General features: G+C 62.2%; 31 protein-coding genes. 17 read left to right on the top strand and 14 right to left on the bottom strand.

Annotation, left to right across the window (positions count from 1 at the left end):
- Positions 1-40: 40 nt before the first annotated feature.
- The 3 genes from EOA78_RS05615 (at position 41) to EOA78_RS05605 (ending at position 1860) form a co-directional block, all read left to right on the top strand.
- A complete protein-coding gene (locus EOA78_RS05615) occupies positions 41-235 on the top strand; it encodes a DUF1192 domain-containing protein (protein ID WP_127314251.1) in 195 nt (64 codons plus the stop codon).
- Between the two features lie 70 nt (positions 236-305).
- Positions 306-1553 carry an MFS transporter gene (locus EOA78_RS05610; protein WP_095495307.1) on the top strand — a complete coding sequence of 416 codons (1248 nt, stop codon included), beginning with the start codon at positions 306-308 and terminating at the stop codon, positions 1551-1553.
- A 31-nt stretch (positions 1554-1584) separates the two neighbouring features.
- On the top strand, positions 1585-1860 hold the full coding sequence (locus EOA78_RS05605; RefSeq protein ID WP_127314250.1) for a metalloregulator ArsR/SmtB family transcription factor: 276 nt from the start codon (positions 1585-1587) through the stop codon (positions 1858-1860).
- Between the two features lie 595 nt (positions 1861-2455).
- Here EOA78_RS05605 and EOA78_RS05595 read toward each other — a convergent pair.
- The 4 genes from EOA78_RS05595 to EOA78_RS05580 all read right to left on the bottom strand — a co-directional run bounded on the left by EOA78_RS05595 (position 2456) and on the right by EOA78_RS05580 (position 4931).
- On the bottom strand, positions 2456-3064 hold the full coding sequence (locus EOA78_RS05595) for a glutathione S-transferase family protein (protein ID WP_127314249.1): 609 nt from the start codon (positions 3062-3064) through the stop codon (positions 2456-2458).
- Between the two features lie 45 nt (positions 3065-3109).
- A complete protein-coding gene (locus EOA78_RS05590) occupies positions 3110-3565 on the bottom strand; it encodes an SRPBCC family protein (protein WP_127314248.1) in 456 nt (151 codons plus the stop codon).
- Between the two features lie 10 nt (positions 3566-3575).
- Positions 3576-3920 (bottom strand): metalloregulator ArsR/SmtB family transcription factor, encoded by a 345-nt coding sequence (locus tag EOA78_RS05585; RefSeq protein ID WP_127314247.1) that lies wholly within the window; start codon positions 3918-3920, stop codon positions 3576-3578.
- Between the two features lie 159 nt (positions 3921-4079).
- Positions 4080-4931, bottom strand: a complete 852-nt coding sequence (locus EOA78_RS05580; protein WP_127314246.1) for an alpha/beta hydrolase — start codon at positions 4929-4931, stop codon at positions 4080-4082.
- 97 nt (positions 4932-5028) lie between these two features.
- On the opposite strand from EOA78_RS05580, the gene EOA78_RS05575 reads away from it, so the two are divergent.
- Both EOA78_RS05575 and EOA78_RS05570 read left to right on the top strand, forming a co-directional pair.
- Positions 5029-5556 carry a helix-turn-helix domain-containing protein gene (locus tag EOA78_RS05575; protein ID WP_127314245.1) on the top strand — a complete coding sequence of 176 codons (528 nt, stop codon included), beginning with the start codon at positions 5029-5031 and terminating at the stop codon, positions 5554-5556.
- A 79-nt stretch (positions 5557-5635) separates the two neighbouring features.
- The gene (locus EOA78_RS05570; RefSeq protein WP_029348749.1) at positions 5636-5869 is read left to right on the top strand and encodes a hypothetical protein; all 234 of its coding nucleotides are present in this window, start codon (positions 5636-5638) and stop codon (positions 5867-5869) included.
- A 110-nt stretch (positions 5870-5979) separates the two neighbouring features.
- Here EOA78_RS05570 and EOA78_RS05565 read toward each other — a convergent pair whose 3' ends face one another.
- From EOA78_RS05565 to EOA78_RS05555, 3 genes are all read right to left on the bottom strand, one after another.
- Positions 5980-6381, bottom strand: coding sequence for a hypothetical protein (locus tag EOA78_RS05565; RefSeq protein ID WP_127314244.1), 402 nt, complete (start codon positions 6379-6381; stop codon positions 5980-5982).
- A 244-nt stretch (positions 6382-6625) separates the two neighbouring features.
- Positions 6626-6808, bottom strand: coding sequence for a 50S ribosomal protein L32 (gene rpmF, locus EOA78_RS05560; protein WP_006203806.1), 183 nt, complete (start codon positions 6806-6808; stop codon positions 6626-6628).
- Positions 6809-6946: 138 nt separating this feature from the next.
- The gene (locus EOA78_RS05555; protein WP_127314243.1) at positions 6947-7717 is read right to left on the bottom strand and encodes a transglycosylase domain-containing protein; all 771 of its coding nucleotides are present in this window, start codon (positions 7715-7717) and stop codon (positions 6947-6949) included.
- Positions 7718-7795: 78 nt separating this feature from the next.
- Here EOA78_RS05555 and EOA78_RS05550 point away from each other — a divergent pair, with 78 nt between their 5' ends.
- A complete protein-coding gene (locus EOA78_RS05550) occupies positions 7796-8713 on the top strand; it encodes a polyprenyl synthetase family protein (protein ID WP_127314242.1) in 918 nt (305 codons plus the stop codon).
- Between the two features lie 25 nt (positions 8714-8738).
- On the opposite strand, the gene EOA78_RS05545 is transcribed toward EOA78_RS05550, so the two are convergent.
- The 6 genes from EOA78_RS05545 to EOA78_RS05520 form a co-directional block, all read right to left on the bottom strand.
- Entirely contained in the window at positions 8739-9647 is a 909-nt protein-coding gene (locus EOA78_RS05545; RefSeq protein WP_127314241.1) for a LysR family transcriptional regulator, read from the bottom strand.
- A gap of 271 nt (positions 9648-9918) precedes the next feature.
- Complete coding sequence (locus tag EOA78_RS05540; protein ID WP_127314240.1) at positions 9919-10656, bottom strand: class I SAM-dependent methyltransferase; 738 nt, start codon at positions 10654-10656, stop codon at positions 9919-9921.
- A gap of 7 nt (positions 10657-10663) precedes the next feature.
- Positions 10664-10978 carry a hypothetical protein gene (locus EOA78_RS05535; protein WP_164783647.1) on the bottom strand — a complete coding sequence of 105 codons (315 nt, stop codon included), beginning with the start codon at positions 10976-10978 and terminating at the stop codon, positions 10664-10666.
- Between the two features lie 33 nt (positions 10979-11011).
- Positions 11012-11884, bottom strand: a complete 873-nt coding sequence (locus EOA78_RS05530; protein ID WP_127314238.1) for a lytic transglycosylase domain-containing protein — start codon at positions 11882-11884, stop codon at positions 11012-11014.
- A 4-nt stretch (positions 11885-11888) separates the two neighbouring features.
- Entirely contained in the window at positions 11889-13142 is a 1254-nt protein-coding gene (ispG, locus tag EOA78_RS05525; RefSeq protein WP_127314237.1) for a flavodoxin-dependent (E)-4-hydroxy-3-methylbut-2-enyl-diphosphate synthase, read from the bottom strand.
- 379 nt (positions 13143-13521) lie between these two features.
- Positions 13522-13707: a YdcH family protein gene (locus tag EOA78_RS05520; protein WP_023797036.1), complete on the bottom strand. Its 186-nt coding sequence runs from the start codon at positions 13705-13707 to the stop codon at positions 13522-13524.
- 239 nt (positions 13708-13946) lie between these two features.
- Between EOA78_RS05520 and EOA78_RS05515 the strand changes: the two genes are divergently transcribed.
- Complete coding sequence (locus tag EOA78_RS05515; protein ID WP_023797035.1) at positions 13947-14150, top strand: YdcH family protein; 204 nt, start codon at positions 13947-13949, stop codon at positions 14148-14150.
- A gap of 32 nt (positions 14151-14182) precedes the next feature.
- Here EOA78_RS05515 and EOA78_RS05510 read toward each other — a convergent pair whose 3' ends face one another.
- Positions 14183-14986 carry an IclR family transcriptional regulator gene (locus tag EOA78_RS05510; protein ID WP_127314236.1) on the bottom strand — a complete coding sequence of 268 codons (804 nt, stop codon included), beginning with the start codon at positions 14984-14986 and terminating at the stop codon, positions 14183-14185.
- 120 nt (positions 14987-15106) lie between these two features.
- On the opposite strand from EOA78_RS05510, the gene EOA78_RS05505 reads away from it, so the two are divergent.
- The 10 genes from EOA78_RS05505 to EOA78_RS05460 all read left to right on the top strand — a co-directional run bounded on the left by EOA78_RS05505 (position 15107) and on the right by EOA78_RS05460 (position 22581).
- On the top strand, positions 15107-15988 hold the full coding sequence (locus EOA78_RS05505) for a transporter substrate-binding domain-containing protein (protein ID WP_127314235.1): 882 nt from the start codon (positions 15107-15109) through the stop codon (positions 15986-15988).
- Positions 15989-16059: 71 nt separating this feature from the next.
- Positions 16060-16725 carry an amino acid ABC transporter permease gene (locus EOA78_RS05500; RefSeq protein WP_127314234.1) on the top strand — a complete coding sequence of 222 codons (666 nt, stop codon included), beginning with the start codon at positions 16060-16062 and terminating at the stop codon, positions 16723-16725.
- Position 16726: 1 nt separating this feature from the next.
- Positions 16727-17377: an amino acid ABC transporter permease gene (locus EOA78_RS05495; RefSeq protein WP_127314233.1), complete on the top strand. Its 651-nt coding sequence runs from the start codon at positions 16727-16729 to the stop codon at positions 17375-17377.
- A gap of 4 nt (positions 17378-17381) precedes the next feature.
- On the top strand, positions 17382-18176 hold the full coding sequence (locus EOA78_RS05490) for an amino acid ABC transporter ATP-binding protein (protein ID WP_127314232.1): 795 nt from the start codon (positions 17382-17384) through the stop codon (positions 18174-18176).
- A gap of 36 nt (positions 18177-18212) precedes the next feature.
- Positions 18213-18674: a RidA family protein gene (locus EOA78_RS05485; RefSeq protein ID WP_127208725.1), complete on the top strand. Its 462-nt coding sequence runs from the start codon at positions 18213-18215 to the stop codon at positions 18672-18674.
- Positions 18675-18699: 25 nt separating this feature from the next.
- Positions 18700-19905, top strand: a complete 1206-nt coding sequence (locus EOA78_RS05480; RefSeq protein WP_127314231.1) for an aminotransferase class V-fold PLP-dependent enzyme — start codon at positions 18700-18702, stop codon at positions 19903-19905.
- 102 nt (positions 19906-20007) lie between these two features.
- Positions 20008-20505, top strand: a complete 498-nt coding sequence (gene purE / locus EOA78_RS05475; RefSeq protein ID WP_127314230.1) for a 5-(carboxyamino)imidazole ribonucleotide mutase — start codon at positions 20008-20010, stop codon at positions 20503-20505.
- On the top strand, positions 20502-21578 hold the full coding sequence (locus EOA78_RS05470; protein ID WP_127314229.1) for a 5-(carboxyamino)imidazole ribonucleotide synthase: 1077 nt from the start codon (positions 20502-20504) through the stop codon (positions 21576-21578). The genes purE and EOA78_RS05470 overlap by 4 nt, the downstream gene beginning before the upstream one ends.
- 180 nt (positions 21579-21758) lie before the next feature.
- Positions 21759-21884, top strand: a complete 126-nt coding sequence (gene ykgO / locus EOA78_RS05465; RefSeq protein ID WP_006327841.1) for a type B 50S ribosomal protein L36 — start codon at positions 21759-21761, stop codon at positions 21882-21884.
- Between the two features lie 112 nt (positions 21885-21996).
- Complete coding sequence (locus tag EOA78_RS05460; RefSeq protein WP_127208728.1) at positions 21997-22581, top strand: hypothetical protein; 585 nt, start codon at positions 21997-21999, stop codon at positions 22579-22581.
- The last annotated feature ends 121 nt before the right edge of the window (positions 22582-22702 follow it).

The following is a 22702-nucleotide window of genomic DNA, read 5'->3' as shown; positions in this document are numbered from 1 at the left end:
CTGTAGCAGTTTAATTTTTGCGCATGAGCGAGGAGCGACGATGGCGATCTTCGACGACGAACCCGAAAAGAAAGCCCGCCCGCATGAGATCGGGCAGGATCTGTCGCTGCTTTCCGTCGATGAACTGTCCGAGCGGATCGGCATCTTGCGCGACGAGATCGCCCGGCTCGAAGCCGAGCTCAAGACCAAGAGCACCACCAAATCAGCGGCCGAGGCCCTGTTCCGCCGCGGATAGTTTCCAGAGCCGAAGCGCCCGCCGAAGCGCGAATCTTCAGACCCTCCCAAATTCCAGCCGGATCAGCTAAATGTTTGCAAGCTACCGACCGATCCTCTCGCTGCTTCGCGGCACCGCTTTCCTGCTGGCGGCGACCGGACTGCACGGGCTGCTGTTGCCGCTGCGCGGCCAGTTGGAAGGTTTCTCGACCGCATCGCTCGGCCTGATGGGCACGGCCTGGGCCGGCGGCTTCGTCACCGGCTGCTTCTTTGCGCCGCGCCTGGTGCGCCGCGCCGGTCACGTACGCGCTTTCGGCGCCTTTGCGGCATCGGGTGCCATCGTCGCCCTGCTCACCGGCCTGATCATCGACGAATATGTCTGGATCCTGCTACGCGCCTTCACCGGCTTCACCATGGCCGGCGCCTTCATGGTCATCGAAAGCTGGCTGAACGAGAAGTCCACCAACGAGAACCGCGGCACCGTCTTCGGCCTTTACATGATGGTCACCTATGCTTCGATCATGGGCGGCCAGATGATCGTTGCCGGCGGCGACGTGAAGTCGGCCTCGCTGTTCATGATCACCGGTATCCTGTTCTGCCTGTCGCTCATTCCGACCGCGGTGTCGACGGCTTCGCACCCCAAGCCGCTGCAGGATGTCTCGCTCGACGTCAAGGGGCTCTATGTCAATTCGCCGGTGTCGGCGATCGCCTGCGTTTTGATCGGCATCGCTAACGGCGCCTGGGGCACCCTTGGTGCCGTCTATGGCGCCCGTATCGGCATTTCCACGGCCGAGATCGCGCTGATGATGAGCTTGGTGGTCGTCGCCGGCGCAGCCATGCAACTTCCGGCCGGGCGTCTCTCCGACAAGACCGACCGCCGGTTTGTGCTGGCGGGCCTGGCCTTCGGCGCGGCGCTGTTCGCCGTCGCGGTCTTCCTGTTCGAGCCGCGCTCCGGCGTCTTCGTCATCGTCTGCACCGCCGCCTACGGCGCTTTTGCCTATACGCTATATTCGATCGCCGTGGCCCATGCCAACGACCACGCCCGGGCGGAGGATTTCGTCAAAGTGTCGGGCGGCCTGCTGCTGCTCTATGGCTTCGGCACGATGATCGGGCCGCTGCTGGCCGCCGGCCTGATGGGCTGGATGCGGCCGGAAGGCCTGTTCCTTGCGACGGCCTTCGCGCATCTTTGCCTGGCGGGCTATACGCTGCTGCGCATCAGTCGGCGCGCGCCGGTGCCGATCGAAGACCGCGACGCCTTCAAGACGCAACCGGCCGAGCGCTCGATCACGCCGGAAGCCTTGCGGCTCGATCCGCGCAGAAAGCCTGAAACCAACGGTTGAGATTTAGAAAACTTTGCCCCACAAATAGGGCATGATGTTTTCCGACGCCTTCATGGCGATAGCCGATCCCAACCGGCGCCATCTTTTGGAAGAGCTCCGGCGCGGCCCGAAGACCGTCAACGAACTGGCCGCCGGGTTGCCGGTCTCGCGCCCGGCTGTTTCGCAGCATCTAAAGGTGCTGCTCGATGCCGGACTGGTCAACGCCAAGCCGGAAGGGACAAGACGCGTCTATACGGTCAGCAATGCCGGCTTCCTGAAGCTCAACATCTGGCTCGACCAGTTCTGGGATGCTGAGCAGCTTGGTTGACAGCGCAAGCGCGCCGTCACGCCTCGGCCAGTGGCGCACCAAGTGCGTCGAGCAGCTCGCCTGTGCCATGCTTGCGGTGCCGAGATCATCGTGGCTGTCGAGAAGGCACCCCCCGCTGGGTCCTACCGCATTGGCAAGCCGATGAGCTAGCTCAATGGTTGCTGCGGGACGAAAACGCCGTCCTTGTAGGTGGCGCCGAAATAGGCCTCGACGCTGCGCAGCCTACGTCCTGGAACGAATGCAGTTCGGTGTTGCGGAAGACCTTGCCGTCGAGCGTTTCGCAGCGATAGAGAACGAAAGCATCGTTGCCGTCCTCGCAAATCCTCTCGACGGCGATCGACTTGAACAGCGTGCTGTTCGGCCAACACCGCGCGAGGTAAACCGCGCGGTCGGTGGCGTCGTCATAGGGGGCTGGTGAAGGTGAAATCGTCTGTCAGCACGGCCTCGATGACGCTGCGGTCGTTGGCCTGGTAGGCGGCGAAGTAACTGCGGATCAGATCCGATCTGCTTTGACAGGCATGGCGAACGCTCCTTTGGATTCAGGTGCTGGCGTTGAGCCGCACATCGTCCCATTGAGACAGTGTCGGGCATCGGCCTAAGCGTTCCAGCTTGGACGTTTCTGAACACGGTCGAGCCAATGATGGACATTGACGAGCGCGTCCGGAATGTCGGCTCCGAAGAAGGCGCCAAGCCACGCTGCGACGGCGGCGGTGATATCGGCGACGGAATACTGGTCGCCGGCGATGAACGGGCGGCCATCGGCGATCTCGCGGTCAAGCCACGCCCACTTTGCCGGAACGGCTTCGCGTTGCGTTTCGGCGAAAGCCGGGAACTGCACGAGCCGCTCCGCAAACATGGGATCGGAATGCTGGGCAATGCTACCGATCGTTCCGAAGATTTCGACCTCGGCGCGGCGGTTCCACATTTCGACCTTGCCTTGGCTGACCGCGTCCGAGCCGAACAGTGCCGGCGTCGGATGAAGCGCCTCCAGATAGCGGCAGATGGCGATGCTTTCGGTGATCACCGTGCCGTCGTCGAGCACGAGCACGGGAATCTGGCCTAGTGAATTGAGCTCCAGGAATTGCGGCGCCTTGTGCTCGCCTTTTGTGAGGTCGACAACAACCCGCGGAACGTCGATGCCTTTCTCAGCCATGAAGATGCGAACGCGGTAGGAATTCGGACCGATGCCGCAGTAGAGTTTCATACTATCCTCCCGACTCTGCTGGTCTTTTGGCTCAGGCTGCGGCGCTCACGCGCATTCTACCCGCAGGTTATCGAGCATCTGGCTCCAGCCAGCCTGATGGTTTTCGGGCTGATCATGGCCATCAAGAAAGGCGCCTTGCTCGGTCATCACCAGCCGGCAGCCTGTGCCTTCTGGACTGAATTCAACCGTCAGCAGGCCGACAAACAATCGCTGGCCGCTGCTGGTCATGCCGCCAGCCGAGACGATGCGCTGGTCGCGCACGATGTCGAGGTAGCGCGTCTCGTTCACATAACTCTCGCCACCCTTGGGTCCGAAACGGCTGAGCGCAATGCCGCCCACCTGGAACTCGAAGCAGTCAATGCTGGTTTCCCACCCCTCTCCGGGCGAGCCCCAGCGCTGCAATGCGGCGGGATCGGACCAGGCGGCGAACACCCGCGCCGGCGAAGCGTCGTAGCTGCGTTCGAGCACTATGGTCGAATGGACGACGGAGCGTTCGCTCATGTTGGCCTCCTCAGTTTCCTTCGGTTTCGTCCTTGGTTTCCGCAAGAAAGGCGCCGAGCCGGTCGAGCCGCTGTTCCCAGTTCAGGCGCCGTTTGTTGATCCAGTGTTCGGCGGTCCTCAGCGCCTTCGGCTCGATCTGGCAGGTGCGCACCCGGCCGAGCTTTTCGGTGCGGACGAGGCCGCTCGCCTCCAGCACGTTCAGGTGCTGGACGACCGCCGACAGCGACATCGCAAGCGGCTCGGCCAACTGGCTGACCGAGGCGGGGCCGCACGACAGCCGCTCCACCATGTGCCGCCGCGCCGGGTCGGCGAGCGCCTGGAACATCAGGTCGAGCTGGGCGGTATCTTGCAACATCGGGCTTAACCGTTGTTGTAGGGGAAGAACTTGAAATAGGACATTGTTTCGCTCGTTCCTTTGGTGCTTCGCCGCTGCGTGGTTTTACAGAGAGCCAAACACTGAAGCATTCACTTAACTATTGCCACGGAGATAGTGTGTCAAGGTCCGGCTCAGCGCTTATCTGGCTTGGCTATGGGTGACAATGGCATCGACGATTGTGGCCCAATCGTCGGGATGGAGTTCGTGGCCGCCGCCTTCAATGCGGACAAGGCTTGCGCCGGCAACCGCTTCGGCAAGGGCGGCGCCATGCTCGACCGGAAAAATCGGATCCGCGGTGCCGTGGATAACGAGGAGCGGAACCTTCAATTCGTGCAGGCGACTCCTCCAGTCTTCCCCGCCCCGATCTTCACCGCTCTTAAGCAGGAAGTGATTGGTCGCGCTCAATAGGCCGCCGGATCGGTCGTAATCCTGTTCGACGAACGCCCTCGTCAGCTTCTCGTCGAATGGATGCGCGGTGCCGGCGATTGCATGAGCGTCCTTGACGATGAAGTCGACCACCTGGTCACGGTTCGACCAGTCGACTTTCGCGCCTTCGGCCGAATGCTTCATATAGGCGTCGGTCGTCCCTGGCAGATGCGACGTATCGATCCCGATTGGCGAAGTGCTGATCGCCGTAAGCGAGATGACCCGCGACGGATGTTTCAGTGCCACAAGCTGCGCGATCATGCCGCCCATCGACATGCCGGCCACATGCGCTTTCGCGATGCCATAACTGTCTAGGACGCGGATGGCGTCGTCCGCCATGTCGTCGAAAGTGTAAGGCGGTTCGCCCGGCGCATATTTGGTCGAACGGCCGGTATCGCGATTGTCATAGCGGATCACGAACAGACCCTTGCCGGCCAATTTCCGGCAGAACGCCTCCGGCCACCAGAGCATCGAAGCCATGGCACCCATGATCAGCAGCATCGGTGGGTGCACGGGATCGCCAAATGTCTGGGACGCGATTTCCGGTTCCACTTCCTTTATCATCTTCGCAGTCTCCTCCTAAAACCGATTGCTTTTTGCAATCAGTTGCACGATAATAGTACTGATTTTACAATGCAACCGGTTTCTTTCGGAGAATCGCATGAGCATTGATCGCCGGTCTGGGTGCCCGATCAACCTGTCGCTTGAAGTGTTTGGCGACCGGTGGAGCCTGATCATCCTTCGCGACATGATTTTCGGCGGCAAACGCCACTTTCGCGACCTGCTCAACGGGTCGCTGGAAGGAATCGCTTCCAACATACTCGCTGATCGGCTGAAGCGGCTGATGGAGCTCGGCATGCTGACCAGGGCGGACGATCCCACCCACAAGCAGAAGGCAATCTACAGCCTGACCGAAATGGCGATCACGCTGGTGCCGATCCTGGCGCATCTCGGCGCCTGGGGTCGAGTCTGGCTGCCTGTCAGCGAGGATCTCTCGATCCGCGCCGAGCTTTTGGAGAAGGGCGGCCCGCCGATGTGGGAAAAGTTCATGGACGAACTGCGCCACGAACATCTGGGCACGCCTTCCGACACGCCCCCGGATGCCACCGTGCGTGCCACCCTGCAGGCCGGATATGAGGCGGTTGCCGCCCGAAAGGCGCCGGGCGCCAGGTGCGATTCCCGCGCCTGACCAACTTATTTTCCCCATTGCAGGTCGGCTCTGCTATTAAAGGAATGAAAAACTATAATTTACGGGATTGGAAAAGCCCTTGGTTGAGAACTCTAAGGATACTGCCCGCGCGCGGGCCGATTTGCGTTTCAAGAAGCAGGAAGAGGCAGCCACGGTTCGCCAGAAGGCGATGGCGGAATATGTCGCCGAGAGCGACGCCCGCCAGATAAAGACCAACAAACTGAGGGCGCTCCGCCTTGCCAAGGAAGCGGAAGATCTCGCCAATGCGCCGGCTGCTCCGGTGAAGAAGCCGGCGCGCGCCAAGAAAAAATAGGGCTGGTTCCGGCGTATCCGACGTGTCGGGCGGACCTGTCCTGCCCGTTGTCGGCAGGTGCTGACATCGAGGCGGTTGACGCACCGCCGACCCAGGGTTGCGGCGGACCTCTAGCCCATGTTTATGTCACGAGTGGCCGCTCGCATCGATACTGAGAAGCCGGCCAGGACGTCGACCAGTGCGATGACCATCAGCGTGAAGAAAACCGAGTGCGCCGCGCCCTTCACCAGCAGGAACTCAACCAGGAACGCCACGAAGACGAAGGTCGACAACAGGTGGTCCATGATCGAGGCGTTCGACGTGCGCGTCGATTTTACGATTTCGATGAAGAAGAGAAGCAGCCCGATCAGCACGATCAGATCGCCGAGCGTCATCGAGAACACCCCGCCCGACATCATGCGGATCGAGAACATTTGGCTTGCCCAGGGATCGTCGCCGCCGCCGAATATTCCCAGAAGCCCGAGATTATAAAGGACGAAGGGCACGATCAGCAGCGGGATGGCACCGAACATCAGAAGGCTCCGGTTGGACAACCTTCTCTAGTATGCGCTCGGCGTTCGCCGTCAAGAATTTTCGTACGCGACCGCGAACACGGACAAAGACCGTGCGAAATAACAATGTCAGCCGGCGCGGCTGCCGTCCGGTACGGCTGCTGAGCTCTCTGAAATTGGTTCGGTGGGCGATCATCTCCGCCAAATGCAAAAAGACCGGCGCGATGGCCGGTCTTCGGGAGTCACAAAACCGTCGAAAGCGTTCTCAGCTTTCCTTCGGCTCCAGAACCTGGCGACCGCGATACATGCCGGTCTTCAGGTCGATATGGTGCGGGCGGCGCATCTCGCCGGAATTCTTGTCCTCGACATAGGTCGGGGCCTTCAAGGCATCGGCCGAACGGCGCATGCCGCGCTTCGACGGAGAGGTTTTTCGTTTCGGTACGGCCATGGATATGCTCCACTACATGGTCAAAATGCCCCGGCTGCCCTCGTGAAAGGGCCGCGTCAGGGGCCGGAATCTGAGAAAGTCGGGTGCCTATACACGCCCTGCGCCGTTTTGGCCAGCGTCGCCGCAAATTTTTTTAAGCTAACGCAGACAGCCGACATAGGCGCCGGACCGGCCCGCGCGCCGCTCGATCAGCGCGGCCAGCCGTCTCAGCCCCGGTCCGGGCTTCGCCGGGTTGCGCGCGATTGGGTTCGGCAAGGTGACGGCAAGCAGCGCCGCCTGGCGACGCGACAATCGTTTTGCCGAAACCCCGAAATGGTGCTGGGCGGCGGCCTCGATGCCATAGATGCCCGGCCCCCATTCGGCGATATTGAGATAGATTTCCATAATGCGCCGTTTCGACATCACCATGTCGACATAGACGGCCAGCGGCAGCTCGACGACTTTCCGGACCGAGCCCAGCGGCCGCGACCAGAGATAAAGGTTCTTCACGGTCTGCATGGTGATGGTCGAGGCGCCGCGCGTCATCTCGCCGGCCAGCGCATCGTCGACGACGCCCCTCAACTCGCCAAGGTCGATGCCGCGATGGAAACAGAACTGCCCGTCTTCCGACATGATGACCGAATTCGCCAGCGCCGGCGCCACATCGTCGATCGAGACCCAGCGCCGGTCATAGCCGGAAAACGTCGACAGATCCTTCAGCATCAGTGTCGACACCGGATGCACGAACGGCGGCAGATACAGAAAGGTCAATACCACCGGCATCAGCGCCAGCACGACGGCGACCGTGATGCCGCGCCGGACCCAGTGCCGGGGCCAACGTTTGAGACCGATGCGGTTGCCGCGTTTCGGCCTCACCATGTCCAGCCCTTCGGTTTCGTGATCGACGATCGGTTCCGCCAAGCCGCTCAATCCATGCTGCTCCCTGCCCCGGCATAATGGCGCTTGGCTTCTTGCGCAACGTCTGAGTGTCAGCTACCCGTCCCCGGCATGACGAAAGACGATCAAATGCCGTTCGAGGCAGCGCTTGTCGCGCGCACAGGTCCGGTCGAGGCGCTGCTCAGGCGACTGCTCGACGACCGTCCGCTTTCAGGCGAGATCGCGCGGCCGCAACGTCTGATGGAGGCGATGCGCCACGGCGTGCTGAACGGCGGCAAGCGCCTGCGCCCTTTCCTGGTCATGGAAAGCGCCGCGCTGTTTTCCGCCGACGGCGAGGCGGCGCTGCGCGTGGCGGCGGCGCTCGAATGCGTGCATTGCTATTCGCTGATCCATGACGATCTGCCGGCCATGGACGACGACGATCTGCGCCGTGGCCAGCCGACCGTGCACAAGGCCTTCGACGAGGCGACCGCTATCCTCGCCGGCGACGCCTTGCTGGCGCTCGCCTTCGACATCATTGCCGACGAAGCGACAATGCTGCCGGCCGAGCGACGGGCGGCGCTGGTGCTGGCGCTGGCCCGCGCTGCCGGAGCCGGCGGCATGGTCGGCGGCCAGATGCTCGATCTCGAAGCCGAGCGTATCAGGCCGGACGAGGCCGACATCATCCGGCTTCAGGCGATGAAGACCGGCGCACTGATCCGCTTCGCCTGCGAGGCGGGCGCAATCCTTGCCGGCGCGCCAGCGGCGGACCGTGAAAGACTGGCGGAATTCGGCTCCGCGATCGGGCTTGCCTTTCAACTTGCCGACGATTTGCTCGATCTGACGGCGGACGCGCACCAGATGGGCAAGGCAACCGGCAAGGATGCAGCCGCCGGCAAGGCGACGCTGGTGGCGCTGCACGGCGCCAATTGGGCGCGGGGCCAGCTTCAAGGCCTCGTCGACCAGGCTCATGCCTTGCTTCATCCCTATGGCGGACACGCCGCGCTTCTGAAGCAGGCAGCGGAATTCGTGGCGGCCCGCAACAGCTGACGCTGTTCCAGGCTGTACTGCCGTTTTATGGCGCGCCGTGTAGCCAAGGAGGGTTGGCGAATTGTTCGGCCAGGAAATCCACGAACACGCGCACACGCGGCGCCAGGATTCGACCAGGCGGATAGACGGCGCAGATTGGCGGTCCATCATGATGATTGTATCCGGTGAGCAATGCGGTCAGTCTGCCTATCCTGATATCCGGTCCAACCAATATCTCCGACATGCGCACGATGCCGACACCGGCGAGCGCCAGCCGGCGTAGCGCTTCCGTGCTGTTGGCCTCTATCGGGCTGCGGATACGCATGCTTTGCGGACCGTCCGGGCCATCGAATTCCCAGATGTTGAGGCCGCCACGTGATGTGATGCCAAGACATGTATGATGTTGAAGATCGCCTGGCGTCATCGGGATACCGTGTTTTTCGAGATACCGAGCTGACGCGCAAATGACACGGTGATTGGGCGCCAGCCGCCGCATCACCAGCCTGGAATCGCTCTGGGCGGCAACGCGCACGGCGACGTCCGTTTCCTCAGCCAATAGGTCGACAATCGCATCTGTGAACATTAGCTCGAGCTCGATGGCAGGGTAGCGATCGATGAAGGCCGGTAACATCGGCACGATCAAACGATGGCCGAAGGCGCTTGGAAGACTGACCCGCAGCCGGCCGCGCGGTTCTGCGCCGGGTTGAATCGCGATTTCAGCCTCTTTGATGTCGTTCAGGATACGGCGAGCGCTATCGGCATAGGTGCTGCCTTCCGCGGTCAAGCTGATCCGCCGCGTCGAGCGTTGCAGCAATCGCACGCCAAGGCGGGACTCAAGCCGCCCGATGATCTTGCTGACGGCCGATGGGCTCAACCGCAGCCGGCGTGCCGCCGCCGAGAAATCGCCTTCCTCGACAACCGACAGGAACACACCCATCGTTTCTGGCCGGTCCATGTCATCTATTCCAACACGTCACAGATGAACAGAAATTATCATCGATTATCGGCACGCGCGATACATAATATGATTCCTCTTCAGCATCCAAAATACCGGTGAGGAGGTGCGATGCGTTCAGAACAGCCAAATCTGCGCGATGCTCACGAGTTGCATCGGTGGGCACGTCGCCAGCGCAGCGCCGCAATTGGCCGGTGGTGCTTTCGGCTCGTCCGTGCGCTCAATCGGTCACGGCAAAAGATGGAAAACCGCTCAAGGCAAACCATCCGAGCTAGCGCAACCGGCCAATCGGGATGATTTCCGGCGAGGTATCGAGATATGGCTCGCCCTGCCAACTCCCGAGCCATTCTTCGACGACCAGTCCGCTCTCGTCCAGCATCTGCGCAAGGCCTTCCTTTGTCGGGAAGGCGATTTCCGATTCGGCGCTGAGCACCCGCCCACTGTCGGGGATTTCATAATGGGTCGAGTAGGTGACGACACCGGTAGCGGGATCGCGCCGAAAATCGTTCCACGCTCTTACCGTGCCCAATTCGGGATGACTGAGTTCCCGTTGCGACCGTTCCGGCGTCCACTCGAGCCATTCCTGCGCGACTGGATTTCTCGTATCGAAGATGAAGCACCCGTCGGCAGCCAGATGAGCGGCGATCGTGGCAAGCACCGCCTCTCGATCTTCTGGCGTCAGAAACACCTGGAAGGCGTGCCCGGTCAAAATCACCAGGTCGAAGCGTCGTCCGAGCCGGACGTTGCGCGCATCGGCCTCGACCCAGTCGACCCTCTGCCCGCCGGCTCTGCGGCGCGCGACGTCGAGCATCGCCGGCGCCGGATCGACGCCGGTCACGCTGCGCCGATCGGCGAGCGCCGCCGCCAATTGCCCGGTACCGCAGCCGAGATCGAGAACCGAGCCCGCGTCCTTGGCAAAGCCGACGCAATAGTCGAAGTCCACGCCGCCTTCGTTCTCGATATCATAGAACTGGACGAGGTCGGGATCGCTGTAGAGACGGTCGGACATGGTGGGCCTATAGCTGGAATTTTGCTTTTATGCGCCTGGCGCACTGCAGCGGCGTGAGCGTGCTGGTGTCGATTTCGAGATCGTAGCCGATATTCTTGTGCACGCGGTCTTTTGCCAGCGCGACAGCCCGGGCAAGCGGTCGACCCGCTGGATTTCGCGAGCCTTCGAGAACGTCCAGCGGAGCAAAGACGCCGACCAGGCATAGATCGAAATCCGACAGCCACCTCAGATACTCCGGCATCTCGCCGTCGCACAGCACATTATCGACAATGAGGTTGTTGCCTTGCCCCCATCGCGGCGATGGCGTGCCGCATGCCAGCACTTTCAGGTCCGAACAAGCGCCGACATATCGCCCTTACCGATTCCGCACCACAATGCATGCACCGCCGACGCTTTGCAGTTTCTCGCAGATATTGTTGGCCTTGGCTTTGGAGTCGGCGCCGATCCGGACTGCATAGATGCCGCGCCTGCCGATCGGCGTGCGCACCCGGCTGACCACCGGATTATGGCCCTTAAGCAAGGCCGGAAACCGGCGCTTCACACCATTCCATTGACTGAGAGCCGCGGCGCGGCGGAAATTGCCGGCCACCTGCACGCCCCACGGCTTGATGTTGATCGACGCCATGGCCACGGTTTGGGACTTGATGACCGGCAGCCTGCGGCAGGCGACCGCGAAGCTCGCTTTCTTGTCGAGCGGCCGGATGGTGCCGGCATAGGCGGCGTCGGTGAACCTGTCGGCCGGCTCGCCCATGATGTCCAGAACGTAGTCTTCGGTCTCCATCGGCAGGAAGCCACCGGAACTCAGCCAGCGCGACACCCGGTTTTCACCGGCATTGTAGGCGGCGGCCGCCAGGCCCAGATTGCCGAAGCCGGTTTTCATCTCGGCGAGATATTTTGCCGAGGCCGGGATGGCCTGCTCGATATCGAAGGAATTGGCAAGGCCGCGTATCTTGGCCGTGCCTGGCATGAACTGGGCTATGCCTTCGGCGCCGACCGGACTGACCGCATTGGGATCGAAGCGGCTTTCCTTCCAGATCAGCCGGGCAAAGAAATCCTTGGACAGGCCGTTTTGATCGGCATGGGCCTCGATCAGGTTGCAAACACGGTCGAGCAGCCGCTGCTTGGCGGGGCGGGGCGGATCGGCGTGGGCGGCTGTCGCCCAGCCGAGCGCGCCGAGCAAAACCAATCCACCAAGCAAAACCGGCGTCGCCCAGAGGAAGCGCCGCATCGACCTACTCCGCCGCGGCCTTGCCAGGTTGCCCAAACCGCTGCTCGATATAATCGGCGACCATTTTTTCGAAGTCGGCGGCAATCGAAGGGCCGCGCAGCGTCGCCGCCTTCCTGCCGTCGACGAACACCGGCGCCGTCGGCGTCTCGCCGGTACCGGGCAGCGAAATGCCGATGTCGGCATGCTTGGATTCACCCGGACCGTTGACGATGCAGCCCATCACCGCGACCTTGAGGTTTTCGACGCCGGGATATTTTTCACGCCACACCGGCATGTTTTTGCGCAGATCCGCCTGGATATTCTGGGCGAGTTCCTGGAACACGGTAGAGGTCGTGCGACCGCAGCCGGGGCAGGCGGCGACGATCGGCACGAACTGCCGGAATCCCATGGTCTGCAGGAGTTCTTGCGACACCTGCACCTCGCGCGTGCGGTCGCCATTCGGCTCCGGCGTCAGCGAGATGCGGATCGTATCGCCAATGCCTTGCTGGAGCAGGATGCCCATCGCCGCGGACGAGGCTACGATGCCTTTCGAACCCATGCCGGCCTCGGTGAGGCCGAGATGCAGCGCGTGGTTGGAGCGGGTGGCGAGCTCGGTGTAGACGGCGATCAGATCCTGCACGCCGCTGACCTTGGCCGACAGGATGATCTTCTCGCGGCCAAGGCCGATCTCCTCGGCCATTTCGGCCGAAAGGATCGCCGACTGCACGATCGCCTCGCGCGTCACTTCCTGCGCGGTCAGCGGAAAGCCTTGGCGCTGGTTGTCGTCCATCAGCCGGGTCAGAAGCTCCTGGTCGAGCGACCCCCAGTTGACGCCGATGCGCACCGGCTTGTCGTACCGGATCGCCATCTCGACGATCGCCGCGAACTGCCGGTCCTTTTTGTCCTTGAAGCCGACATTGCCCGGATTGATGCGGTATTTGGCCAGCGCCTCGGCGCAAGCCGGGTGGTCGGCGAGCAGCTTGTGGCCGATATAGTGGAAATCGCCGACCAGCGGCACATCGATGCCGAGCCGTTCGAGCCGCTCGCGGATGGCGGGCACGGCGGCGGCACTTTCGTCGCGATCGACGGTGATGCGCACGATCTCGGAGCCGGCGCGATGCAGCGCCGCGACTTGAGCGACTGTCTGGTCGACGTCGGCGGTGTCGGTGTTGGTCATCGACTGAACGACGACAGGCGCCCCCCCGCCGACCATCACGCCGCCGACATCGACACCGACCGATGAACGGCGCGGGAATGGTGAAGAAAAATATCCGGTCATGGCCGGCTGCCCTTTGTTAGCGCCGAATTCCGGAATCGGTTTCCGGAAACAATCATGCGCAAAAAACTAAATACAGCGTCGTTTGCGCGTCCGAAAGGACGCGCGGCGCTGTAGAAGGTCCGGGCATGAGGTGGAGGAGCAAAGATGGCTTGTCAATGGCGACGGGCAGGCAGACCTGTCAAATCGACCGCCGGACAAATAAAGAAACGTTCCGGCGGCATTGGTTGCCACCGGAGAAGATGGTCGCGCGCAAAGCGTGCAGCTATCCCTGCACGTGAACCCGAAAATCGAAACGATTTTCGGAAAGGATCATGCGCCAATCAGAAATGCGACAGCGCCCTTTGCGCGTCCAAAGGACGCGCGGCGCTGTAGAAGAACGTCAGTGCGTGGTCGGTTTCGGTTTCGCCTTCAGTTTTTCAATCTCGTCCTTGAGTGCCAGCTTGCGCCGCTTGAGATTCACGATTTCGAGGTCATCGACCGATGGATGGTTCATCGCATCATCGATTTCGCGTTCGATGTCGCCGTGTTTCCGCTGCAGCTCATCAAGATGGGATGCAAGAGACATGATTGGTTCTCCCTTTCATGGTTTCCTCGATTGCAGCCGTCAAGGCGCGTCCACCGCAGGCTCGCTTCTGTGACGGCATAATGACAGTGTGCCACTATCGGGCATCGATGTCGAATGCTGCGTGGTAGCATTTCACGACAATACGAAATGTGGTATTGGCTGCGCGCCGGTGCAAGATACCTCCGGCCCCGCCCAATCAGGCCCATTTTTGGGCGCCGCAGACGTGCAGACGGTAGATAATGTCCGAACAGGAACAGGCCGATATCCGCCTCGAATATTCTCGGCTGAAGCAAGAGCATGCCGATTTCGACGCGGCGATCAACGCGATGATCGCCATGGGCTGCGACCCTCTGCAGATCCAGCGCATGAAGAAGAAAAAACTTTTCCTGAAAGACCGGCTGATGGCGCTGGAAGACCGGATCATCCCCGACATCATCGCGTGAGCGAATCCACTTACCGTCGCGGCAAATCCTGCTCATCCCGTGATCGAAAGCCTCGCGGCGCGTTCGCGCAGCAGGGCAATGAGATTGCCGGTCTTCTCCTCGGAAGTGTCGATGGGAACCACCAGGCATATCGTCGCCTCGACCTTTCCGGCAGCTGAAAAGACCGGCGCGGCAAGGCATTTTGTATAGGCGTCGACAAGACCGGAGGTCACACAGTAGCCGACATCGCCAGCCGTAGCGATATCGGCGATGAAGTCGTCCAGCAGCAATCTGCGGCCGTCCGGCAGGACGAGATCGTCCTCAGACACCATGTCTTCGATCACGGCCCGTTCGAAACCGGCGAGAAGCAATCGCCCGGAAGCGGTCCAGGGAAGCGGGATCTGCAAACCTGTGGCCGAGCTGATCCGGAATGGCCTGGTGCCCGGGCTTGAATGGACAATCGTGTAGCGGCCGCTTTGCAGCATGCACAATTCAGAGGTCTCGCCTGTCTCGCGCGACAGATTGTCGACTTCCTGACGCCCTCTCCTGAGCAAGTCGTTGCCGCGCACGTAGTCCATTCCGTAGAGATAAAGCTTCTTTCCGAAATAGACCCGATTGCCGTCGCCGGCCATTTCCAGCAGGCCCGCATCCACGAGCGAGCGCACAAGCGTGTAGATCGTCGAGCGCGGCGCATTCACTCCTTTGGCGAGATCGCCAATCCCGATCGCTCGCTGGTTCGCGTGAAGAAACTCCAGGATATGGAGCACCCGGTTGAGACCCTTCTCGCGGGAGCTCGCAATCTTGTCATCGTCCGGACCAGCTTCCGACCGCGCTGCCAAGGCATTGCCATCTTGCATTACTGATTCCTGATGTTAATATCTGTCTTGTACAGGATACATGTGTCTTTTGTAAGAGACAATCCAGCAGATCACTGGCGCATGTATCGCCAAGGGGAACACAACACGAAGGAGGTCGCCGTGAACGACACATCCAAAAGACGTGAATTTCTGAAACTGGGAATGGCAGGGCTTGCAACGGCCGGAGTGGTGGGCGCAGCAGCAACGATCGATGTTCAGAAGGCGGCAGCGCAAGCTGCACCGGACAGCCTGCTGCGCACTGTTCTTGAGCGCGGCAAGGTGATCGTCGGCACCGGCAGCACCAACGCGCCCTGGCACTTCGAAAACGATGCCGGCGAGCTGGTCGGCATGGACATCACCATGGGGCGCATTCTTGCCAAGGGGCTTTTCGACGATACGACCAAGGTCGAATTCGTCATGCAGGATCCGGCGCAGCGCATTCCGAACGTGACCACCAACAAAGTCGACATCTCGATTCAGTTCATGACCATGACCGCCCAGCGCTCGCAGCTGATCCACTTTTCCCGGCCCTATTACGTCGAAGGCATCGCCTTGCTGACCCTTCCGAACGCCGAAAACAAGACCTTCGACCAGCTGCTTGCCGGCGGTTCGGCGACACGGATTTCCATCCTGCAGAACGTCGATGCCGAGGCAAATGTGCGAATCGTCCTGCCGGAGGCGCAGGTGATGCAGATAGACACGCAGGCCAACGTGCTGCAGGCACTGGAATCGAAGCGCGTCGACGGCGCCGCCGTCGATCTGTCGACGGTCCGCTGGCTCGCCTCGCGTAATCCGGACAAATACTTCGATGCCGGCAAGAGCTGGTTCTCGATGCTTTACGGCGCCGCACTTCGGCAAGGCGACCTCGACTGGCTGACCTTCGTCAACACGACCTTCACCACCGCCATGTTCGGCCATGAGACGGCGCTCTATGACGCTGCATTCAAGGACTATTTCGGACAGGAGCCGCCGGCGCGCCATCCCGGCTTCCCGGTCATCTGATGCAAGCTGGCGGAAGGGCCGCGCCCTTCCGCCTCCTTCTCGTCAACGGCCCTTCGGTATCACAGGGACACATGGGCTATACCCTAAACTTCAACCTGATCTGGCGGCATTTCGACAAGCTCTGGGGAGGGCTGCTGCTCAGCCTCGAGCTGGCCGTGATCTCCATCGCGATCGGCATCGTCATCGGGCTGCTTCTGGCGGTCTGGTACGTGTCGGCCGGGCGTGCGGTGCGGACCGTCATCGCCGCCTATGTCGAGTTCATCCGCAACGTGCCGCTGATCCTGCTCGTCTATCTCGTCTTCTACGGCCTGCCGACGGTGGTCGACATCGCCTACAGCTCGGAGACCTCATTCGTTGCCACGCTGTCGCTCTATAGCGGCGCCTATCTGGTCGAGGTGTTCCGCTCGGGGCTCGAAGCGGTTCCGCGCGGACAGCTCGACGCCGGCAAGGCGATCGGCCTGACGCCCTGGCAAAGGCTGGTCCATGTGCGCCTGCCGACGATGTTGCGGATAACGCTGCCCGCGCTTTCCAACACGTTCCTATCGCTCTTCAAGGACACGTCCGTTGCCTCGGTCATTTCGGTGCCCGAGCTCACCTACGGCGCCCAGTGGATCAACTTCAACACCTTCCGCATCGTCGAGGTCTATCTTGTAGTGACGGCGATGTACCTCTTGACCGGCTATGCGCTTCTTTATGCGCTTCGGCTTGTCGAGCGCCGGTTCAGGGCGATGCACTAGGATGCTTGGCCAGATCGCCTATTCCTTGCCTTTCCTGGCCCAGGGTTTTGCCGTGACACTATGGGTGTCGCTGCTGGTCGTGGTGTTGTCGCTCGTCGCCGGCGTGATGATGGGCGTCGGCCTTGTCTATGGCCCGGCTCCGCTGCGCTGGGCGGTGCGGATTTTCAGCGACACCATACGCGGCATTCCGATCCTGGTGCTCATCTTCTTCGTCTATTACGGCCTGCCTGCCGTCGGCATCCATCTGGAATCCTTCTGGGCAGCCGTGCTGGCACTCACCCTGTTCAAGACGGCGCAGGTCATCGAGTATCTGCGCGGTGCGGTCGGTTCCATACCGAAGGGGCAGTCCGAAGCGGCGATGGCGATCGGGCTGACCTTTCGCCAGCGACTGGCTTACGTCATCTTCCCGCAAGCGTTCAGGCGCTTCCTGCCGCCTTGGATCAATGGCGTCACCGATGCGGTGAAGGGCAGCGCGCTTGTCTCGCTGCTCGGCATCACCGACCTGATGCACGCCATCAACCAGGTCATCGGCCGCACCTATGAGGCGATGCCGCTCTACATCCTCGGTGCGGTCATCTACTTCGTCGTCAATTACGCCCTCTCCCTGGCCAGCCGACGGTTGGAGCGGCGTTTCTCCTTTATTCGGGAATAGCAAGATGTCCATCGCCCCGCCCGCCAATCCGGCGCTTCTCGACATCTCCGACGTTTCCAAATCCTTTGGATCCGTCGAGGTCCTGCGCTCCGTCAGCCTGCAGGTGACACGCGGCGAGGTGGTGACTGTCATCGGACCTTCCGGCAGCGGCAAGACCACGCTGCTGCGCTGCGTCAACTTCCTGGAGAGCTACGACAGGGGCTCCATCCGCATCGACGGCAAGGAGGTCGGCTTCCGCGACACAGGAACACGCCAGCGCCGCAGCGAGCGCGACCTGGCGAAGATGCGCGCCGAAACCGGAATGGTGTTCCAGAGTTTCAACCTGTTTCCGCATCTGACGGCGGCTGGCAACATCATGCTTGGCCTGCGCAAGGTGCGCGGCAAGAGCAGTACCGAAGCACGTGCCATTGCCGAGCACTGGCTCGGCCGGGTCGGCCTCGCCCACAAGGCCGACAGCCTGCCGGCCGAGCTTTCCGGCGGCCAGCAGCAGCGTGTCGGCATCGCCCGGGCGGTGGCGATGGAGCCGAAAATCCTGCTTCTCGACGAGATAACATCCGCGCTCGACCCGGAACTAGTCGGCGAGGTGCTCGAGGTCGTGCGCAGCCTGGCTGAGGACGGCATGACGATGGTGATGGTCACGCACGAGATGGCCTTTGCGCGCGACGCCTCGAGCCGCATCGTCTTCATGGCGGATGGCGGCGTCAGCGCCGCAGGCCCGCCTGCCGAGATTCTGGGCGCGGAGATCGATAATGAGCGTCTCCGCAGTTTCCTGGCGCGGTTTCGTGCCTCGCATTTCTGACATGGACGGCGAAAGCTGTCGCAAGGAGCCTTTTTCATGACGCCTTACATCCGGCTCGCCGAATTGGGCCTGACGCTGCCCGAGCCGCCGGCGCCGATCGCCAACTTCGTCACCCACGCCGAAAGCGGACGGCTGATCTTCCTCTCCGGCCAGGGCCCGTTGCGCGCCGACGGCACGCTTTGCACCGGCAAGGTGGGCGAGGACGTCACTGTTGAAGAGGCCTATAAGCATGCCCGTCTCACCGGGCTGAACCTGCTCGCCGTCATGCACGCCGCGGCAGGCGACCTCGGCCGCGTCGTGCGCGTCGTCAAGCTGCTTGGCTTCGTCAACGCGATCCCGACCTTCAGTGACCATCCGAAAGTGGTCAACGGCTGCTCCGATCTTTTCGCCGCTGTCTTTGATAATATCGGCGGGCACGCCCGCTCGGCGATCGGTGTCGGCTCATTGCCGGGCAACATCACTGTCGAAATCGAGGCGGTGGTCGAGATCGCCGCCTGATGTCTACCAAATGGGATCCGCAAAAATGAAAACCTATTCGGCAAACGGCTCCAACACGACAATTCGCGAACGGCTCGGCCTCCGCCCGATCATCAACGTTTCCGGCACGATGACAGCGCTCGGCGCCTCGATCATCGTCCCGGAAGCGATCGCCGCGATGTCGGAGATCGCGTCGCAGTGGGTGGAGATGGACGACCTGCAACGCGCCGCAAGCACGGTCGTCGCGCGCCTCACAGGAGGCGAGGCCGGCTTCGTCACGGCTTGCTGCGCCAGCGGCATCACCATGGCGATTGCCGGCACGATGACCGGCACCAACCTACTCGCGATCGAGCGGCTGCCGGACGACACGGAGGGCCTCAAGTCCGAGGTCATTGTCCAGCTCGGTCACATCGTCAACTACGGCGCGCCGATCGACCAGTCGATCCGGCTTGCCGGGGCCAGGACCGTACCGGCCGGCACGGTCAGCGTGACGCAGGACTATCATGTGCGCGAGGCGATCTCCGACCGTACCGCGGCAGGCCTCTATGTCGTTGCGCATCACACCGTGCAATACGGCATGCTTTCGCTCGAGGAATTCTGTGAAATCTGCCATGCCAGGGGCGTCCCGGTGATCGTTGACGCCGCCTCCGAATACGATTTGCGCGCCTTTCTCGCACGCGGCGCCGACATCGTCGTCTATAGCGGGCACAAATTCCTCAGCGGACCGACAAGCGGCATCGTCACCGGGCGCAAGGATCTGGTGCGGGCCGCCTATCTGCAGAATCGTGGCGTTGCTCGGGCGATGAAAATCGGCAAGGAAAGCATCGCCGGCACCATGGCCGCCCTGGAGGCCTGGGAGCGGCGCGACCATGCCGGTATCCGCAAGCGGGAAGAAGTGGCTTTGCATCTGTGGAGAGACGCATTGCAAGGGCTGCCCGGTATCGCCGCGCATGTCATTCCCGATCCGACCGGCAATCCGCTCGAACGCCTGCAGGTGTTTGTTACGCCCGAAAGCAGGTTCACCGCCGCCGGCCTTGCCTCGGCGCTGGCGGCAGGTTCGCCTCCCATTATCGTCCGCAACCACGAGGTCGAGCGCGGTCACTTCTTCCTCGACCCTTGCAACCTTCATCCTGGCGAGGCGGAGATCGTCGCCGAGCGCCTGCGGGCAGTGTTGAGCGCAAGTGACCGTCCTGCCGATGCCATGAAGTCGGCTCGCAAGGATAGCGCCGGCGCCTTGCGCTGGCCGGATTAGGTAACATGGCGCCATGCGCCTGAATGCTGCGCCGAGGCATGGTATCCTTGCCGTCGATCCCGAATTCCGCTAATGCGCGCCTTTGCCGCCGGGAGCAGAAGCTTGGACGATCACCGCGCCGACGTCGCCATCATCATGGGCAGCCAGTCCGACTGGGCGACGATGCGCCACGCCGCCGAAACGCTGGAGGCACTGGGCATCCCGCACAAGCGGCTGATCGTTTCGGCTCATCGCACTCCCGACCGGCTCTATGACTTTGCCAAGGGCGCCAAGGCCGCCGGTTTTCGGGTGATCATCGCCGGCGCCGGCGGTGCAGCGCACCTGCCGGGAATGACGGCGGCAATGACGCCGCTCCCCGTTTTTGGCGTGCCGGTGGAATCGAAGGCACTTTCCGGACAGGACTCGCTGCTCTCCATCGTACAGATGCCGGCCGGCATTCCGGTCGGTACGCTAGCCATCGGCAAGGCGGGCGCCACCAATGCCGCCCTTCTGGCTGCGGCGGTGCTGGCGCTGACCGACGAAAAGCTCGCTGCCCGGCTCGAGGCCTGGCGCGCCGCCCAGACCGCCAGGGTCGCCGCCGAGCCCACGGATGCGCCATGAGCCTGCCCGCCGGATCGACCATCGGCATCATCGGTGGTGGCCAGCTCGGCCGCATGCTGGCCATGGCCGCCGCCCGCCTCGGCTATCGTACCGTCGTGCTGGAGCCGCAGCCGGATTGCCCGGCGGCACAGGTCGCCAACCGGCAGATTGCCGCCGCCTATGACGACACGGCTGCGCTCGCCGAACTGGCGACAGTCAGCGCCGTCGTCACCTATGAGTTCGAGAACGTGCCGGTCATGGCCGCCAACGCGCTTGCCGTCACGGTCCCGGTCTATCCGCCGGCACGCGCACTGGAAGTGGCGCAGGACCGGGTGGCAGAGAAGAAATTCCTCAACGGCATCGGCATTCCAACGGCAGATTTCTGTTCCGTCGACAATGACGACGAGTTGACGGCGGCGCTGAAAAAGTTCGACGGCAGCGGCGTTTTGAAGACGCGGCGCATGGGCTATGACGGCAAGGGCCAGCGCGTGTTCCGCAACATGGAAACGGGCGGCTTTGCCGGCACCTGCGAGTCGATGGGCAACGTGCCGTTGATCCTCGAATCCTTCGTCGGCTTCGAACGCGAGATTTCGGTGATCGCGGCGCGCGGCATGGACGGTTCGCTCGCCGCCTACGATCCGGCAGAAAACGTCCACCGTGACGGCATCCTGCACAGCTCGACCCTGCCGGCCAGGATAGTGTCCGAAACCGCCGCTGCAGCGCAGGCGGCGGCGGCAAAAATACTTGCGGCGCTCGATTATGTCGGCGTCATCGGTATCGAGTTCTTTGTCCTTGCCGACGGCGCGCTGCTGGCCAATGAGATCGCGCCGCGCGTTCACAATTCCGGCCACTGGACGGAAGCCGCCTGCATTGTCTCGCAGTTCGAGCAGCACATTCGCGCCGTCGCCGGCCTGCCGCTGGGAAATCCCGGCCGCCATCTCGACTGCGTCATGGAGAACCTGATCGGCGACGATGTCCTGCGCGTCCCGGCCCTGCTCGCCGAGCCCGATCTGATGCTGCATCTCTACGGCAAGGCCGAAGCGCGTCCCGGCCGCAAGATGGGCCATTTTACGCGAATGAGCCGTCACGTTTGAGGCTATTGGACGGCGCTGCTTTAATGCCTTCGATAGGGCGGAAACTCAAACTCGCCACATGCTGCGGTTGACACGGGCAAGGCTCCTCGTTTATGAGCCACGCACAAGTTCAGAGGCGCGCTTTCCGAGCGCGCCTTAATAATTCGGCCCAAGACTGGGCCCAGACCGACGGGCAAGACCATGAAGATCAAGAATTCGCTCAAGGCGCTCAAGGCGCGTCACCGCGACAACCAGCTGGTTCGCCGCAAGGGCCGCGTGTACATCATCAACAAGACCGCTCCGCGCTACAAGGCGCGCCAGGGCTGAGTCTTTTCGCGTGGGGGCGCGTGCCTCCGCGCTTGCATGATTTGCCGGCCTGGCGGCCCTTTCACGCTAAATTCAGTTTGACGATCTGCTGTCCGGGGTTAGATTCCGGATCATGCGGATTCTCTTTGCATTCTTCGCGGCGCTTTTTCTTTTCGGTTCCGCCTCGCTTCCGGCTCAAGCGGACGATGCGGTCGCCCCTCCGATTGCCACGACCAGGGAGGCAAGGCTCGACCAGTTGTTTGTCGACCTGAAGCGCGAGCGCAATGAAAAGGCTGCCGAGCGCATCGCCGCGCGCATATCGCATGAGTGGTCGCAATCCGGCAGCGCCTCGATCGACCTGATGATGCAATGGTCGCAGAAGGCGGCCGAAGAAAAAAAGTTCGACGTGGCGCTCGACTTCCTCGACCAGGTGGTGACCTTGCAACCGGCCTATGCGGAAGGCTGGAACCGGCGCGCCACCGTACATTTCATGATGAATAACTTTGGAAAATCGATGGCAGACATCGACCGCACGCTGCAGCTCGAGCCGCGCCATTTCGGGGCACTGTCCGGCCTGGCGCAGATCATGGCCGTGACCGGCCACAAGCAGTCGGCGCTGGAAGCGTGGCAGCGCGTGCTCAGTATCTACCCGATGATGCGCAGCGCGCAGGATCAGGTCGGCACGCTTTCGGAAGAACTTGCCGGCGAAGGGATCTGATGCCGGGAGGCCGGGCCGCAAGGCTGAAACTCTGGTGAGACTGTCGCGTCAGTCCCAGTTCACGGGCGCATACCCGGTTTTCTCCTGCCGATGTCTCTCGGCCGATGGCATCGTCGGTGGT

Origin of the sequence: Mesorhizobium sp. M5C.F.Cr.IN.023.01.1.1 (genome assembly GCF_003997585.1) — a bacterium.
In the GTDB taxonomy this organism is placed as follows: domain Bacteria; phylum Pseudomonadota; class Alphaproteobacteria; order Rhizobiales; family Rhizobiaceae; genus Mesorhizobium; species Mesorhizobium wenxiniae.
Note: the sequence above shows the minus strand (reverse complement) of the source record. Positions and strands in the feature narration are given on the sequence as shown.

What these genes read in the sequence shown, in the direction of transcription:
- EOA78_RS05545 (WP_127314241.1), bottom strand. Translation starts at nt 9,647, where the DNA reads ATGGACCGGCCAGAAACGATGGGTGTGTTCCTGTCGGTTGTCGAGGAA.
- EOA78_RS05470 (WP_127314229.1), top strand. Translation starts at nt 20,502, where the DNA reads ATGAGCCTGCCCGCCGGATCGACCATCGGCATCATCGGTGGTGGCCAG.
- EOA78_RS05565 (WP_127314244.1), bottom strand. Translation starts at nt 6,381, where the DNA reads ATGTTCGGTGCCATCCCGCTGCTGATCGTGCCCTTCGTCCTTTATAAT.
- EOA78_RS05550 (WP_127314242.1), top strand. Translation starts at nt 7,796, where the DNA reads ATGACGAAAGACGATCAAATGCCGTTCGAGGCAGCGCTTGTCGCGCGC.
- EOA78_RS05495 (WP_127314233.1), top strand. Translation starts at nt 16,727, where the DNA reads ATGCTTGGCCAGATCGCCTATTCCTTGCCTTTCCTGGCCCAGGGTTTT.
- EOA78_RS05490 (WP_127314232.1), top strand. Translation starts at nt 17,382, where the DNA reads ATGTCCATCGCCCCGCCCGCCAATCCGGCGCTTCTCGACATCTCCGAC.
- EOA78_RS05510 (WP_127314236.1), bottom strand. Translation starts at nt 14,986, where the DNA reads ATGCAAGATGGCAATGCCTTGGCAGCGCGGTCGGAAGCTGGTCCGGAC.
- EOA78_RS05610 (WP_095495307.1), top strand. Translation starts at nt 306, where the DNA reads ATGTTTGCAAGCTACCGACCGATCCTCTCGCTGCTTCGCGGCACCGCT.
- EOA78_RS05595 (WP_127314249.1), bottom strand. Translation starts at nt 3,064, where the DNA reads ATGAAACTCTACTGCGGCATCGGTCCGAATTCCTACCGCGTTCGCATC.
- EOA78_RS05585 (WP_127314247.1), bottom strand. Translation starts at nt 3,920, where the DNA reads ATGTTGCAAGATACCGCCCAGCTCGACCTGATGTTCCAGGCGCTCGCC.
- EOA78_RS05485 (WP_127208725.1), top strand. Translation starts at nt 18,213, where the DNA reads ATGACGCCTTACATCCGGCTCGCCGAATTGGGCCTGACGCTGCCCGAG.
- EOA78_RS05530 (WP_127314238.1), bottom strand. Translation starts at nt 11,884, where the DNA reads ATGCGGCGCTTCCTCTGGGCGACGCCGGTTTTGCTTGGTGGATTGGTT.
- EOA78_RS05540 (WP_127314240.1), bottom strand. Translation starts at nt 10,656, where the DNA reads ATGTCCGACCGTCTCTACAGCGATCCCGACCTCGTCCAGTTCTATGAT.
- EOA78_RS05500 (WP_127314234.1), top strand. Translation starts at nt 16,060, where the DNA reads ATGGGCTATACCCTAAACTTCAACCTGATCTGGCGGCATTTCGACAAG.
- EOA78_RS05520 (WP_023797036.1), bottom strand. Translation starts at nt 13,707, where the DNA reads ATGTCTCTTGCATCCCATCTTGATGAGCTGCAGCGGAAACACGGCGAC.
- EOA78_RS05460 (WP_127208728.1), top strand. Translation starts at nt 21,997, where the DNA reads ATGCGGATTCTCTTTGCATTCTTCGCGGCGCTTTTTCTTTTCGGTTCC.
- EOA78_RS05480 (WP_127314231.1), top strand. Translation starts at nt 18,700, where the DNA reads ATGAAAACCTATTCGGCAAACGGCTCCAACACGACAATTCGCGAACGG.
- EOA78_RS05580 (WP_127314246.1), bottom strand. Translation starts at nt 4,931, where the DNA reads ATGATAAAGGAAGTGGAACCGGAAATCGCGTCCCAGACATTTGGCGAT.
- EOA78_RS05590 (WP_127314248.1), bottom strand. Translation starts at nt 3,565, where the DNA reads ATGAGCGAACGCTCCGTCGTCCATTCGACCATAGTGCTCGAACGCAGC.
- EOA78_RS05515 (WP_023797035.1), top strand. Translation starts at nt 13,947, where the DNA reads ATGTCCGAACAGGAACAGGCCGATATCCGCCTCGAATATTCTCGGCTG.
- rpmF (WP_006203806.1), bottom strand. Translation starts at nt 6,808, where the DNA reads ATGGCCGTACCGAAACGAAAAACCTCTCCGTCGAAGCGCGGCATGCGC.
- ispG (WP_127314237.1), bottom strand. Translation starts at nt 13,142, where the DNA reads ATGACCGGATATTTTTCTTCACCATTCCCGCGCCGTTCATCGGTCGGT.
- ykgO (WP_006327841.1), top strand. Translation starts at nt 21,759, where the DNA reads ATGAAGATCAAGAATTCGCTCAAGGCGCTCAAGGCGCGTCACCGCGAC.
- EOA78_RS05615 (WP_127314251.1), top strand. Translation starts at nt 41, where the DNA reads ATGGCGATCTTCGACGACGAACCCGAAAAGAAAGCCCGCCCGCATGAG.
- EOA78_RS05605 (WP_127314250.1), top strand. Translation starts at nt 1,585, where the DNA reads ATGATGTTTTCCGACGCCTTCATGGCGATAGCCGATCCCAACCGGCGC.
- EOA78_RS05575 (WP_127314245.1), top strand. Translation starts at nt 5,029, where the DNA reads ATGAGCATTGATCGCCGGTCTGGGTGCCCGATCAACCTGTCGCTTGAA.